The organism is Streptomyces sp. NPDC086023, assembly GCF_044540325.1.
Lineage (GTDB): Bacteria > Actinomycetota > Actinomycetes > Streptomycetales > Streptomycetaceae > Streptomyces.
On record NZ_JBITRX010000010.1, the window covers coordinates 17,428 to 30,683 of the forward strand.

General features: G+C 72.3%; 17 protein-coding genes. 14 read left to right on the forward strand and 3 right to left on the reverse strand.

Annotated elements, in window-relative coordinates; genetic code table 11:
- Positions 1-29: 29 nt before the first annotated feature.
- The 3 genes from ACIF6F_RS20375 to ACIF6F_RS20385 all read right to left on the reverse strand — a co-directional run bounded on the left by ACIF6F_RS20375 (position 30) and on the right by ACIF6F_RS20385 (position 2,294).
- Positions 30-710, reverse strand: a complete 681-nt coding sequence (locus tag ACIF6F_RS20375) for a hypothetical protein (RefSeq protein WP_399948419.1) — start codon at positions 708-710, stop codon at positions 30-32.
- A complete protein-coding gene (locus tag ACIF6F_RS20380) occupies positions 710-994 on the reverse strand; it encodes a DUF6112 family protein (RefSeq protein WP_031008868.1) in 285 nt (94 codons plus the stop codon). Before ACIF6F_RS20380 ends, ACIF6F_RS20375 begins: the two co-directional genes overlap by 1 nt.
- A gap of 190 nt (positions 995-1,184) precedes the next feature.
- Complete coding sequence (locus ACIF6F_RS20385) at positions 1,185-2,294, reverse strand: C40 family peptidase (RefSeq protein ID WP_399948421.1); 1,110 nt, start codon at positions 2,292-2,294, stop codon at positions 1,185-1,187.
- Positions 2,295-3,019: 725 nt separating this feature from the next.
- On the opposite strand from ACIF6F_RS20385, the gene ACIF6F_RS20390 reads away from it, so the two are divergent.
- The 14 genes from ACIF6F_RS20390 (at position 3,020) to ACIF6F_RS20455 (ending at position 13,243) form a co-directional block, all read left to right on the forward strand.
- The gene (locus ACIF6F_RS20390; protein WP_399948423.1) at positions 3,020-3,775 is read left to right on the forward strand and encodes a DNA-methyltransferase; all 756 of its coding nucleotides are present in this window, start codon (positions 3,020-3,022) and stop codon (positions 3,773-3,775) included.
- 107 nt (positions 3,776-3,882) lie between these two features.
- Positions 3,883-4,545 (forward strand): DUF4913 domain-containing protein, encoded by a 663-nt coding sequence (locus tag ACIF6F_RS20395; protein ID WP_399948425.1) that lies wholly within the window; start codon positions 3,883-3,885, stop codon positions 4,543-4,545.
- A complete protein-coding gene (locus tag ACIF6F_RS20400) occupies positions 4,542-5,054 on the forward strand; it encodes a hypothetical protein (RefSeq protein ID WP_399948426.1) in 513 nt (170 codons plus the stop codon). Before ACIF6F_RS20395 ends, ACIF6F_RS20400 begins: the two co-directional genes overlap by 4 nt.
- Positions 5,051-5,704, forward strand: coding sequence for a DUF3631 domain-containing protein (locus tag ACIF6F_RS20405; RefSeq protein ID WP_399948428.1), 654 nt, complete (start codon positions 5,051-5,053; stop codon positions 5,702-5,704). Before ACIF6F_RS20400 ends, ACIF6F_RS20405 begins: the two co-directional genes overlap by 4 nt.
- The gene (locus tag ACIF6F_RS20410; protein WP_399948430.1) at positions 5,701-6,378 is read left to right on the forward strand and encodes a hypothetical protein; all 678 of its coding nucleotides are present in this window, start codon (positions 5,701-5,703) and stop codon (positions 6,376-6,378) included. The genes ACIF6F_RS20405 and ACIF6F_RS20410 overlap by 4 nt, the downstream gene beginning before the upstream one ends.
- A gap of 119 nt (positions 6,379-6,497) precedes the next feature.
- A complete protein-coding gene (locus ACIF6F_RS20415; protein WP_399948432.1) occupies positions 6,498-6,842 on the forward strand; it encodes an SH3 domain-containing protein in 345 nt (114 codons plus the stop codon).
- Positions 6,843-6,984: 142 nt separating this feature from the next.
- Positions 6,985-7,683, forward strand: a complete 699-nt coding sequence (locus ACIF6F_RS20420; RefSeq protein WP_399948434.1) for a hypothetical protein — start codon at positions 6,985-6,987, stop codon at positions 7,681-7,683.
- A 406-nt stretch (positions 7,684-8,089) separates the two neighbouring features.
- A complete protein-coding gene (locus ACIF6F_RS20425) occupies positions 8,090-8,527 on the forward strand; it encodes a hypothetical protein (protein WP_399948436.1) in 438 nt (145 codons plus the stop codon).
- Positions 8,524-8,946, forward strand: coding sequence for a hypothetical protein (locus ACIF6F_RS20430; protein WP_399948438.1), 423 nt, complete (start codon positions 8,524-8,526; stop codon positions 8,944-8,946). Before ACIF6F_RS20425 ends, ACIF6F_RS20430 begins: the two co-directional genes overlap by 4 nt.
- Entirely contained in the window at positions 8,947-9,366 is a 420-nt protein-coding gene (locus tag ACIF6F_RS20435) for a hypothetical protein (protein WP_399948440.1), read from the forward strand.
- A gap of 43 nt (positions 9,367-9,409) precedes the next feature.
- The gene (locus ACIF6F_RS20440) at positions 9,410-10,312 is read left to right on the forward strand and encodes a winged helix-turn-helix transcriptional regulator (RefSeq protein ID WP_399948442.1); all 903 of its coding nucleotides are present in this window, start codon (positions 9,410-9,412) and stop codon (positions 10,310-10,312) included.
- Positions 10,313-10,374: 62 nt separating this feature from the next.
- A complete protein-coding gene (locus ACIF6F_RS20445; protein ID WP_399948444.1) occupies positions 10,375-10,725 on the forward strand; it encodes a hypothetical protein in 351 nt (116 codons plus the stop codon).
- Between the two features lie 29 nt (positions 10,726-10,754).
- Positions 10,755-12,017, forward strand: a complete 1,263-nt coding sequence (locus tag ACIF6F_RS20450) for an MFS transporter (protein WP_399948447.1) — start codon at positions 10,755-10,757, stop codon at positions 12,015-12,017.
- 29 nt (positions 12,018-12,046) lie between these two features.
- The gene (locus tag ACIF6F_RS20455; RefSeq protein ID WP_399948449.1) at positions 12,047-13,243 is read left to right on the forward strand and encodes a hypothetical protein; all 1,197 of its coding nucleotides are present in this window, start codon (positions 12,047-12,049) and stop codon (positions 13,241-13,243) included.
- The last annotated feature ends 13 nt before the right edge of the window (positions 13,244-13,256 follow it).

A 13,256-nucleotide genomic window follows, 5' to 3' on the forward strand; every position in this document is an offset into this window, starting at 1 on the left:
CCTTTCGGGTCAGGAAGTACGGGAGAGGGCTACGGGGCGACGCGCGGGGCGACGGCGACCAGGCGGCAGTCCGCGCTGGGCCGGCACTGGACGGCCAGGGTGATCTGGCGGTCCTCGGCTCCCGACCCGCCTCCGGTCCAGGCCAGCTGGGTCTTGCCGCGCACGGTGACGGCGTAGATGTACGCCTCGGTGATCGCGGCGGGATCGTCGGCGATGGCCTGCTTGAAGGCACTGGGGAAGTGCGCCTCGGAGACGGCTGCGGTGGCGTGCTGGCCGTTGTCCTTCAGCCGCGACCACAGCACCGGGTCGGGGATCTGGGCCTGCACGGAGTCCCAGTCCGCGTATGCGGATTCGGACGTCATCCAGGACTTCATCCTGGCGAGCTGCTCGGCGTGGCTGGTGGTCCGGGCGTCGAAGGACCACAGCATCGTCGCTGCTGCCCGGGCGAAGACGAGCGGGTCAGAGACCGGAGGCGGCCCAGCTACCGGCGCTGCCGATTCGCCGTCCGGAGGAGGAGCCGAACCGGCGGCGCCGGCAGGGGGCGAGGTCGTGGCGTGCGGCTGTGGCGAGGCGTCGGCCGTCTTGCTGCTGCCGGTCCACCAGGCGACCACGCCGGCCACGAGCAGCAGCATGATCAGCGCGCCGGCGGCGATGACGACCCGTCGCGACGGCCTCCAGCCGACACGGGGGGAGAGGGAACGTTTCCCCATTACTGGACCTGGGACCCGAGGGCGGAGAAGAAGGCCACGATTCCGTTGGCGGCGCCGAGACCGAGGGCGGCGCCGGCGGCGACCACGGCGCCCTTCTTGCCGTTGGCCTCGGCCTGGTGGCCGCCGGTGTGGTGACCCCAGGCCCACACGCCGAGGCTGACGGCGAGCGCGCCGACCACGGCCACGATGCCGAACAAATTGATGCTGTTCACGACGGTGCGCAGGACTTCGAGGCCCGGCAGGCCGCCGCCTTTCGGGGAAACGCCGGGGTCGAAGGCGAGCAGGAGATGGTCGTACGGGAGGGCGGTGAGGGTGGCGGGGGAGATGGTGGTGCGCTCCTTGTGCGGGCAGGGCTCAGCGGCCCGTGCCGGGGAACGGGAGAAGAAGGAAGGAGAGGGGGGAGAAGCGCTCGGCGGCGCGAAGTTGGCCCGGCCCGCCCGGCGCCTCGAAAGGGCGGGCCGGGCGGGGCCGGTGTCAGAGGACCCGGCGCGCGCTGTGGGCGGCGTAGTCCGCGAGGGTGCTGAACCGGACGTTGCGGCCGGTGCGCGGGGCCTCGATGACGAGCCCGTGGCCCGCGTACAGACCGACGTGCTCAGGGGCGGCTTTGGTCCCGCGGCTGAACAGCAGATCGCCCGGGCGGAGCTGGGTGAGAGAGACGGCTCGCCCTTCGTGCGCCTGGGTCTGGGAGACCCGGGTGAGAGCGATGCCGGCTTCCTTGTACGACTGCTGGGTCAGGGAGCTGCAGTCGCAGCGCTTAAGGGGGTCTTGGCCGTGCGCGTCCGTGCAGGACCCGCCCCACTGATAGGGCGTACCGAGCTGGTGCATGGCCCAGTCGAGAGCGGTCTTCGCGCGAGGATCGGCGTCCGCGGGGATCGTGTATCCCTTCGGGACCGTGCCTTCGGGGATCGGACCGGTGGCGGCACCGCCGGTCTGCGGCTCGCACGAGTCGGCCGGCTGCTGGGCCGGTGTTCCGCCTGCGGAACCGTCGGGCGCGTGGAGTGCGGTCACCAGTGCCTGCTGCAGGGCGCGGGCGAGGGGCTCCCACTGGGCGTAGGCGTCCGGGAAGCCGGAGCGCTGTACGGCCTGCGCGGCCTGAGTGATGGTCATCTGCTGCCAGCCGGAGACCTTCAGCAGGCCCTCGTAGAACTTCTTGCTGGCGTAGGCGGGGTCGCGGATCTGCGCGGGAGTTCCCCATCCCTGGCTCGGGCGCTGCTGGAACAGGCCGAGCGAGTCACGGTCGCCGTACGACAAGTTGCGCAGGCGGGACTCCTGGATCGCGGTGGCCAGCGCGACGACCTGGCCGCGTTCGGGAACGCCCAGGTCGATGCCGGTGGCAACGATGGTGCGGGCGTGGGGGATCTGTTCGTCGGGCAGTTCGAGGCCCTCGATACGTGAGCCCTTGGCGCCGGAACCAGCGAGGACGGCGGCGACCTGCTGCTGTACAGCGGCGGTGTCGACCGGGGCGGTGGTGCAGGACGGCACTGTCACGGCCGAGGATCCGCCGGCGGCGGCGACAACGGCCGTGCCGGCGAGGAGAAGAGGGGGAAGGCAGAGCGCGCCGATCGCGGCGGCGATGCCCTTCACTCGCGAGCGGTCTCCGGACGGCGCTCAGCGAAGCGGTCGCGTGGGGAGGTGGAGGGACGGGACAGGGACACGGCGAGTCCTTCGGGGCGGGCTCCGGCCGCACGGTGTGCGAGAGGAAGGGCCGTGCGGCCGGAGCGGTGGTGCGAGAGCGGGCCGGCCGGGGTGCGTGTTGGCTCACGCGCCCCGCCGGGCGGGGAGGGGTCTTACGGGCGGAACATCAGCGGACCTCCTGGGGCGAGAGCAGAACGGGTCTGCTTGAACAGCGACTTGGGGCGGGGAGTGCTACGGGCGGAACATCAGCAGAACCTCCATGGAGCGGCGAGAGAACAAGGAGAGGGGCAGGGCATCAGGGGCGGTACATCGGTGGCCTCCGTGTCGGGTCGGCGGTGCGGGGAGGGAAAGGCGTTCGGGGCGGCGCGGAGCGCGTGCGGGGTCACGGACGGAACACAAGGACCTCCTGGGCAGGAGTGGGCAGAGGGGGAGGGGCGCCATCAGCGGTGTCCGCCGGGCAATGACACGACAGTAAACCCGGATCCCCGGTCACCGAAATCGCCAGCCGGAATCGGAGCACTTTTCTTGGCTCTTCGACGGTGATGCTTCTCAACCGGGGATCGTGCCTTACTGTTTCGGCCTCCCCCCTTTGCGCCCGACGGAGCTTGGCCTCCGTAGCTTTGGCGCGCTCTCAGGGGCTCCTCCTGTTTCCTCCTCCGAATTGGGGCACCCTCATGTCTTTTTCCCTGCACCAGGGGGACGCGCTGAGCGTCCTGGCGAACCTGCCCGACGGCTGTGCCGACTCCGTCATCACCGACCCCCCGTACAACTCGGGCGGCCGGACCGCGCAGGAACGCACCAGCCGCTCGGCCCGGCAGAAGTACGTCTCGGCCGACGCCAAGCACGCCCTGCCGGACTTCGTGGGCGAGAACATGGACCAGAGGAGCTACACGCTCTGGCTGACGCAGATCATGACCGAGGCGCACCGGGCCACGAAGACCGGCGGAACCGCGCTGCTGTTCACCGACTGGCGCCAGCTCCCGGCGACCACCGACGCCCTCCAGGCCGCCGGCTGGCTGTGGCTGGGCGTCCTGACCTGGCATAAGCCCCAGGCCAGGCCCCAGAAGGGCAAGTTCCGGCAGGACTGCGAGTTCATCGTCTGGGGAGCGAAGGGCCGGGTCAACGCCGCCGCGAACCCGGTCTACCTGCCCGGCCTGTACAGCGCCTCGCAGCCCTCGGGCAAGGACCGCAAGCACATCACCCAGAAGCCCGTCTCGGTGATGCGCGAGCTCGTCAAGATCGCCCCGCCGGGCGGCACGGTGATCGACTTCTGCGCCGGATCCGGTTCCACCGGCGTGGCCGCGCTGCTCGAAGGGCGGCAGTTCATCGGCATCGAGAAGACCGAGGAGTACGCGGCCGTCGCCACCGAGCGCCTGTCGCAGACCCTGCGGGAGACCGCGTCCCAGGAGGACTTCGTCCTCGGAGCCTGATCTGAAGGGCGCAATATAGCGGCCGATCCCCGGTTTCCGAAACCGGGGATTCTCCGGACCATCGGAGCCGTTGAGTCACCGGCTCCGGCTGCAAGGAGATCCTTTTCGTGTCCGAATTCACCGAGTCCCCCGACGGCGGGGAATTGGAGCCCGTCCGTGTCCCGGAGCTGGACCTCGAATCGATTGAGGTGTCCGTCCGGAAACTCCTCGATCGCTCGGCCGAGCAGGCGCGGGTCATCGACCGGCTCGCAGCCACCCCGCCGGTCGACCCGCGGTCGGCGGGCATGCCGTTCGCCGGCTTCCCCGGCATGCCGGCCTTCACCCCGCCACCGGAGCCCAAGCCGATCCTGGAGCTGGAGGGCAACGAGTTCGAGGACGAGCTGGCCTCCCTGACGGACTGGGTCGACGACGTCCTGATGGACGTCTACGGCGCCGAGATCACCACCGCCGCGCCCTGGTGCCCCCAGTGGCAGGAGCACCTCGACGTCGTGGCGTGGCTGCACGCCCTGTGGATGGCCTACCAGCAGCACAAGGAGCCGGACGCCGGCGCATCCGGGATGTTCATCTGGCACCGCGACTTCCTCACCCACGCCATGGCCCACGTCCGCTCGCCCGGCGGCTCGCTCAGCGCCTGCCAGACGGACCCGGAACGTCCCGAGCACCGTCTCCTTCGCGGACCCGGCCCGTCGACCAGGACCCTCGCCCGCGACGCCCGATCGCGGCAGGAGAACGGTGACGCGCCCTCGACCGAAGCCGGTTCCGCGTCATGACGGCCGAACACCGCCCGGCTGCCTACGGGTTGTCGTTCAACCCGGGGGCCCTCAGGGACCTACGTGTCCTGCCGCAGGACATCCGGGACCGGGCACTCGACCTGATCGACGGCGTCGTCCGGGCCCGGATCACCGGCCCCGAACTCGCCTACGAGCTGAGCGAGTACCGCAAGCTCTACCTCGGTCCGGGGGCCCAATGGCGGATCGTCTACCGCCTGCAGAAGGCCCCGCCCAGCTCCCAGCACACCGTCGAGGCGCACATCGTCGCCGTCCGGCCCCGCGCCCGGCACGAGGTATACGACGTCGTCCGCGCCCGCGTGAACCGGCCACGCCCACCAGCCGGGCCCCGCGTCCACGCGGCGCGCACCATCCCGCCCCAGCTGCAGAGCAACGCCCCGCAGTCCGCGACCAGGCCGGTCACGACCACTTCGCTGGCGCCGCCGTGGCGGCCGGCGGACCTGTTCACCTCACCCACGCCTCCCACCGATCCCAAAGGACCTCAGCGTTGACCACCCGCAGCCCGATCCTCCGCTTCCTCGACGCCTTCCTGGACGACGAACTCGCCCGCGTTCCCGCGCCCGCGCCGCACCCGCACCATCAGGCCCTCCTGAACGCGAAGACCCGCCAGGACCACCTCGAAGACGAGCTGCGCGACATCATCGACGGCCCGAGGGCAACCACCGACACTCAGGCCGACGGGGAGTTCGCGGCCACCGTGGCCGTCCTCACGGACCTGATCGCCGCGAGGCGGGAGGTGAACCGGCTGCTGGGCGACCACTCTTGCTCGGTACCGGCTGCGCCGGCCGAGGCCGAACGGGACCAGGCTGCTCCTCAGATGGACCCGTGCTGCTTCCCCCGTCGCCCTCTCGGCGGAGAGTGCATCGCGGCTGCCTGCCTGGCCGTCTTCTCCGCGTACGGTTCCCCGGACGCCCTCGCCTCCGCCGACCTTGTCGACGGCCTCCGAACCCTGCCGGGCGTGGCCGAGGGACGCTGGCCGTACGCGTCCCTCACACAGGCCAGGCTGGCCACGCTGCTGCGCCCGTACGAGGTCTCCAGCCGCGACATCACCCTCCCCGACGGCCGACGCCGCAAGTCGTACCGGCGCACGGCCCTCCTCGCTGCCTGCCCGGACTGCGCGGGCTTCTGGGAGGCCCGGTGACCGCTGCGTCCCGGGCGGCGCCGACAGCTCTGGACGGGCAGATCGAGCAAGCCGTAGGAGACCTGGCCGGCCTGCATCACGATCACCACGCTGGGCTGCTCTCGGAGGACCGCGCCGCCCTGGCGACCGCGCACCGCGACCTCGGGACTGCCGAGACCGCGGTCGCCTACCACTGCAACGTGCTGATGCAGCTCTCCTCCGGCACGCACCTCGTCGACGCCGCCCTGCTCGACCGGATGAGCCGGACCCTGCGGGATCTCGCCCAGGCCGTTGCCGACCGGGACGAGAAGCAACTGCGTGCTGCCGCTGCCCTGGAGAGGGTCCGGGCCTCCGCTCCGCCTAGGCCCCCGATCAGCGCCGAACTCACCGCGCACGACCTGGCCGCCCTGCTCTCGCTCGCCGCCGGCGGAACCGTCCGCGAGCACCTGCACACTCACCGGGTCTCCGTACGGACGCCCCAGGGCCGCCTCGTGGACTACATGGCCTTCCAGCGACTCGAACACCACGGCCTTGTCGCGAGGGACACGTCCCGCGACCTGATCGTCGGCCAGCCCGTCACCCTCACCGGCGCCGGCCGCTCCACCCTCATCGGCTCCCGCCACCGCACACAGCCGAATCCTGCCGCCCTCGCCCGCCCTGCCGGCGCCTGGCCCGTCCCGGCACACAGTCGCTGAATCACCGTCCGCCGGCCAACGGCGGACGGCCCCGAGGCCCCAGCCTCGCCACAGGCGGACGCCCTGCCCACCCGGCAGCCCGCCTTCCCCATCCCCAGATCCCCCAAGGAGATCCCTCCGTGCGTTTCACCCGCGCCGCCCTCACTGCCGTCGCCCTCGCCGCCGTCGCCGTCCCGGCCGCAGCCTCCGCCGCCACCGCCGCGACCACCACGGCACTCGCGACCGCCCCCCTCGTACGCGCCTGCGACCTCCCCGGCCCGTGGACCATCGGCACCAGCGCCGTCAAGATCCGCAAGAGCCCCACGACCAGCTCCACCGCCGTCGGCGTCCTCTACAAGGGCCACCGCTTCACCGTCCACTCCTCCCGGAGCGGCTGGCACTACATCACCGACCTCACCACCGGCGTGAAGGGTTGGGTTTCCGGCACCTACGTCTACCGCGAGGTCCGCATGTGCCTGGACTGATCCTCCACCGCGTGCCGCCGGATCTCCCGGCCGCCCGCGCCCAGCACCCGCGTGATCCGTCGCGCCGCGTCGTGTCCCCGATCCCGCAGCGGGGACACGACGGCGCGGCCACCCTCCCTGCGACCGAAAGCCCCATCCGTACGTGACTGACGACAACCCCGACTACGACCTCGACGGCTTCGAGCCCGCCGCCCCCTGCCACCAGGACCTCCTCGAAGCCGTGGAGAGCTCGTCGTACAAGGTCCTCGGAGAGCAACGCACGGGGACCGATGCCTACTTCGTCCTGTACGACGAGGGCGCTGCCTGGGGCATCCCCGGCGAACCCCAGCTCGCAGCAGTACACGTCGCCCGGGACATGAAAGCCCGCACCTTCACGATCGACAGCACAGACTTTCCACTGGTCGCGATGGCCGAGTCGTGGCTGATCGCACGGGGCTGCCCGGGCGCCGTGGTCGGCCCCGACCGCTACCGGCCGGCCGACACCATCACGCACACCCTGGAAGGTCGCATCCGACGCGACGGTGACCGCTTCGCCCTGCTCACCAGCTACTCCGACGATGAGCGCGACGCACCGGAGACCGCGGTGATGCTGCGCTCCCTCACCCCCCAGGCCGGGCTGGAGTTCAGGATCCTGCTGGAGCGCGTCGACATGACTGCCGGCACGCACACTCTGCGCGAGGGCGGTTTCGCCACCTACGACCAGGCCACCCAGTGGTGGGACGCCTGGCGGGACGGAGACGCCCCGCCCCTCAAGCCGGCCGCGCCCGCCTCGTCCGGCACGGCGCCGACGACCGCGCCCGTCACCCCGGCACCGACAGCGGCCAGGCCGCCAGGGCGCTGAGCTGACCGGTCCACGCCGCCTGGGCCGCCCCTCCCGGACAGGCACCGCCAGTACCAAAAGTGCGCAATATAGCGGCGAATCCCCGGTTTCCGAAACCGGGGATTCTCCGGACCCTTGCCTTCTACAGCGGCCCTCTCGCAGGGCTGCGATTTCCCTGTTCCCGCTGGTCCGGAGCCTGCCATGTGCTACTCGCCCGCTTCCATCGAAGCCACCGTCCTTCCGAGCCATCCCCTCGCGTCACGGCCTCATCCGCCGCGGACGGCCAGCCGCCCGGCTCCGGCCGGTGGAGAGCGTCACGTCGCAGCCGCAAGTGTCCCCGGCCCGGCCGCCGCCGGACACAACTGCCGCGATGACCGCGTCCGCGCCTGACCTTCCCCACCCTTCATCCTCTTCTGGAGCACCATCCGTGTCCGAGACCCCCGACTTCCTCGACGGCGAGATCGTCGCCGTGCTGGCCGGTCGCATCGAAGCCCGATTCGGGACGCCGCTCGACGAACTGATCCGGTCCGCGGACCAGCCGTCCGCCACGGCCGGCCTCACCAGCGTCGTCCACGCCTACGGCCTGCTCACCCAGGCGCAGTCGGCGCTGGAGGAAGCTGAGGACGCGCTCGTCGCCGCCCTGGAGACGGCCACGGACGAGGTCCTGGACGACCCGGTGATGAACCTGGCCCACCAGGTGAACCGGGCGGTCGAAGAGCGGGACCTGTACGCCCAGTGGGTCCGCGCGCTGGTGGAGGTCCCGGCCGGACCACAGCGCGCGCGAACCAGCCCGGCGCCCCGGCTGACCACCACGCTCCCTGTCGCCGCCCCGGCCCGGCCCGCGCAGATCGGAATCGCACGATGAGCGTCGCCGACAAGATGAGCAGCCGTGACGAGGCACTGGAGGACGCGTTCGGTGCGCCGCTCGCCGACCTGTACGCGCAGGCCGTGCGGTCCGGAGCGTCTCCCGCTCTCACCCGGGCCCTGGAGGTGCGGGCGATGCTCGCTCTGTCCGAGGAGCAGGTCGCCCTGGTCCGTGACCGCGTCCACGCGAGCATGGCCCCCACCGGCGACTTGGACGGGCTGTCCGCGGAGAGTCTCCAGACCGACGTGTACTGGCTCGACGCCGCGCTCTCCGGCCGCCGTGCTTACCTCAAAACGCTGGACGCGCTCCTGACCGCCATGCCGCCGCCCCCCACGCGCGCCGCCACCCTGACCAGCAGACTTCCTCCCGCGCAGCCCGCCTCTTCGGCGCCGGTACGGCCAGCGGTGCGGGGACGCTGAGTGCCCGATCCGTACGCCGCCTCCCGTGCGGCGGGGGACCGGATCGAATCCCTCTACGGCCGGCCGGTCACCGAACTCGCCGCCGGGGCCGAACCGGGCACCATGCGCTACGCCCTGCTCAACGCCTTCGACGCCCTGCGGCACGCCGACCACGGCGTCGTCTTCTACGCCGAGCAGCTGCATCGCCTGACCGCCGCGGGGCGCACCTTCGAGGCCGCGGACGCCGGGCACATCCTCGACGCCGCCCGCCGCCTGGCCCACGCCGTCACCGCCCGCGACGCACACAACAAGGTCCTCGGCGACGTCCTGCAGAGCCTCCACCGCGTACCCGAACCCGCGCCGGCCACCCCACCGGCCCTCCCCGAGACCGCCGTCGACCTGCCGCCGGCCCTGGTCCCCCCTGCCGCCCGCGCGCGGTAACCCGCTTCCCACCCCTGTTCCTCTTCTTCCGCTGGAGTCCGTTGTGGCCGCTGCCCGAGCCCTTTCCCCCGACCTGCGTCGCGTCGCCGAGACGCTGGAGATGATCGCGCCGCGCTGGAGCGTCTGGATGCTCATGACCCTCGCCTCCGAGCCGAAGGGCCTGCGTTACACCGAGATCCAGTCCCGCCTCCCCTGGCTCATTGCCAGTCAGATCACCCCGCGCGTTCGCGCCCTGTGCGAGACCGGGCTGCTGGAGCGCACCGCGGTGACCCACCGGCACGTCACCTACAGCCTCACCGACCGAGGCCGTGCGCTTCTTCCGACGCTTCACGCCCTGGCGGAGTACGGCGATCAGCACCTCGACAAGCAGCTCGTCGACACGACGATCGTCATGGAGGGCAAGCCGCAGGTGATGCAGCTGCCCGAGCGGATCCCGGCCGCCCAGAACGCCGAGGACGCCCTTGCCCTGATCTCCTACCGGCACGCCACGCCCCTTCTGTGGGCCCTCAGGGAACGCGGGCCGTCCAGCATCGTGTCCCTGCGCAAGACGCTGCTCCCCGGCTACAGCCCCAGCGCCGTGTACCCGCCCGTGCACCGGCTCATAGACGACCGCTTGGTCTCTGCCCGCCAGCCCGTCTGGCCCACCGGCGCCGAGGACGAGGGAATGGAGCTGCGCCTCACCGACGCCGCCCACGCCCTGGCCCCCGTCTACCGGGCGGCATCCGCCTGGGCGAGCGGCCGGCCCCACAGGGACGCCGACAGTCACCCGCTGTGGGGCGCCTCCCGCCTTCCGGCCGCCGCGCGCACGGGGCAGTGGGCCGCCCACCAGGCCCGCCAGAGCACGCGCCCTGCCCTGCCCGTCGCCCAGCCGCCTGCTCCTGCCCCGGCGAAGACCTGGCGTCCGGCCGACCTGTTCTCCTCCCCGACGACCGGCCCCTGCCGGTGACCCGGACACCTCGGCCGGCGCCCCGGCTCGGCGAAGCAACCGTCCGCTCCCTGCTCGGCGGGATGCCCGCCCGGGATCCCGCGGGCAGCCAGGCGGCAGCCCTCCTCGGCCGCCTCATCCGCGAAGAGGCCGACGTGCTCGACGGCATCGCCGAGCAACTCCAGCGGCAGACCGAGTACGCCATCGACCAGCTCAGCCGCGTCGCCGACGGCCGCGACCAGTACCGCCACCGTTCCACCGACGGTGTCCTGCAGCTCACCGGCCCGCAGATCGACATGCTCCTCGCCCGCCGCGGCGACGCTGTACGCCACCTGACCGGCCTGTGCACCGCCTTCAAGGCCCTCTCCCAGGCCACCGCCGCGCCCGCACCGGCCGTGAGCCGCGCCCCGGCTCGCCGCCCCAACGGCCGCTGAACCTACGTACCTTCCACTGGAAACGTTCGATGCCCCGCACGCACTCCACATCCCGGCCACCCGCCGGCCGTCACGCCCGTATTCCGGCCTTCGGCCCCGTGCGCGGTGTCTACGTCCCCCGTACCGCGGACGCCGGCGCGTTCGCGATGAGCACCTACGGCATCCCCCTGCTCGTCCTTGCCGTCACCAACTCCGCCGCCCTCACCGGCCTGGCGTTCGTCCTCGAATGGCTCCCCAGGCTCTCGGCCTTCGCGCTCGCGGGTGCCGCAGTCGACAGGGTCGGCAGCACGCGGGTGCTGCGCACCGCCTCGGTGCTGCGGGCCGTGGTCGTCCTGGCCGTCGCCGGCACCCTGCCTGCGATGGGCGATGGCCTGGGCGCCGTCGTCACCGTCATGGTGCTCGCCGCCGCGACGGGCGTCCTCAGCGAGTTCGCGTACATCGCGGCCGAGACCGCCGGCGGCGCCGCGAGCCGGGACGCGGGCGACCACGCCCACCGGGTCCAGGCCGTCCTGCTCGGGATCGATCAGTGCGCCACGCTCGCCGGTCCGGCCCTGGCCGGCGTCCTGCTGCAGTACGTCGGCGCGACCGGCATGCTCCTGACGATCGCCGCCTGCTCCCTGCTCGGCGCCGCGCTCGCCCCGCGCCAGCGCCCCATCTGGCCGCAGAAGGCACCCGCCCCGGTCGTCCAGGGCATCAAGACCGGCTGGAAGACGCTCCGGTCGCTGCCCGCCCTGGGGTGGCTGTGCGTCGGCCTGCTCCTCTCCAACTGCGCGATCGGCCTGGTCCAGGCCGCCGGCCCCGTCCTGGTCATCCAGCAGCTCGGCGGCACCAGCAGCCAGGTCGGACTGGTCTGGTCCGCCGCCGCCGTCGCCTCCCTGGCCATGGTCGCCCTCGCCCGCCTCGCCATCGACCGTCTCGGCTTGTGGCCGGTCGGCGCCGCAGCCGCCGCCCTCGCCTCCGCCACCTGCCTCGCCCTCGCCGCCGCCCACACCTACACCGTCTTCCTGGTCCTCGTGGCCCTCCTCATGGCCGGCGAGGCAGGCATGACCGTCGTCCTGCGCACCCTGCGCGCCCGCCTGGTCCCCGCCGAGGTCTTCGGCGCCACCCTCTCCCTGATCATCCTGCTGCTCCTGGCGCCCTTCCCGATCGCCGGAGCCCTGGTCGCCCTCACCCCGCCCGACCTGCTGGGCCACGCCATCACCGTCTGCGCCGTCCTGCAGGCCCTCGGACTCGGCGTGTCCTTCGCCAAGCTCCGCAGCCACCCCGCCGCCCGGCGTCCCGCGACCGCGTGACACCTACCCGTACAAGGAACCGCCCCGCCATGACCCAGCCGACCGACGACACCCGGCATGAGCAGCGTCTGCGCCTGCACGAGGTCGCCTCCCTCGACGACCACGCCTTCGACCTCTATATAGAGGAGCGGTTCGACCAGCTGGTCACGGCCGCGATCGCCGACGCCGACGGATGGCTCCGCCCCGAACAGCATGAGGCCCTCCACACCCCCGGACGCCTCCTCCAGCTGCACGACGCCCTCACCTTCGCCGAGGGCGACCTCCAGGTCGCCGCCGAGCGGATGACCTACCACGGCGACGCCCGCGCAGCGCGGACCACCCGCCTCCTGCGACGCGTCCGCACCGCCCTGCACGAGGTCACCCGGGAGACCACCGCCGTACGGCGCGAGGAGGGACGACAGCGGGAAGCCAAAGCCGCGCCGCCCTCCACCGACATGATCGCCATGGCCCGAAACTGGCTCGTGGACGCCCTTCCCGACCACTTCAACCGGCTGCTCACCAGGACGTTCGCCGAGGCCGGATTCCCTCTCCGCCCTGCCGCTGCCGACGTCTTCGGCACGGTCGAGGAAGGATGGGACGACGGTCTCCTCACCGAGCCGCGTACCCCGCAGGTGGACGAGCTGCTCGCCAAGGGCGCGGTCGCCTTCTGCGGGCTGGTCGCCGACGACGTCCGGGCCCAGAACGCCCGCACCACGGCCCTGCGCCACCCGCTCCTCCAACGGCGCTGGGCCCAGGCCCTGGACGAACTCGCCGAGCTGACCGTCCCCGTGGCCCGGGCTTCCAGCTCCTCGGCCCTCGGCCCACTGCCCGCAGATGTCTACGACCTGCCGGAGACCGACGCGTACAAGGTCTTCAACGGGCGCCGCTTCCTCACTGCCGTCTGGCAGCGTCAGGCCGAGCACAAGCACCTCCTCCGCCAGTACACCGCCACCGTCACCGAACGCCGCCGCTCGTCACCGGAACACCAGCTGCGCCGCCAGGCCGTCGAGGCGGCCATCGACCGCCTCGTCAACCAGCAGCCGGCCGCTGCTTCCCGTCTCGTCACCGGCCTGCTCCCGCACATCACCGGCGACGGCCTGATCGAACTTCCTCCCGGCGAACGCGTCAGCCTCAAACGCCAGCTCGTCACCGAGGCCCGCGCCGCCGCCGTGCCGACGCGGACACCGGACACGGCGCCGCCCCCGCCCGCCCCGCGTCCAGCCCCAGCCACGTCCGCCATGCGCTGACCCAGCCCCTCCT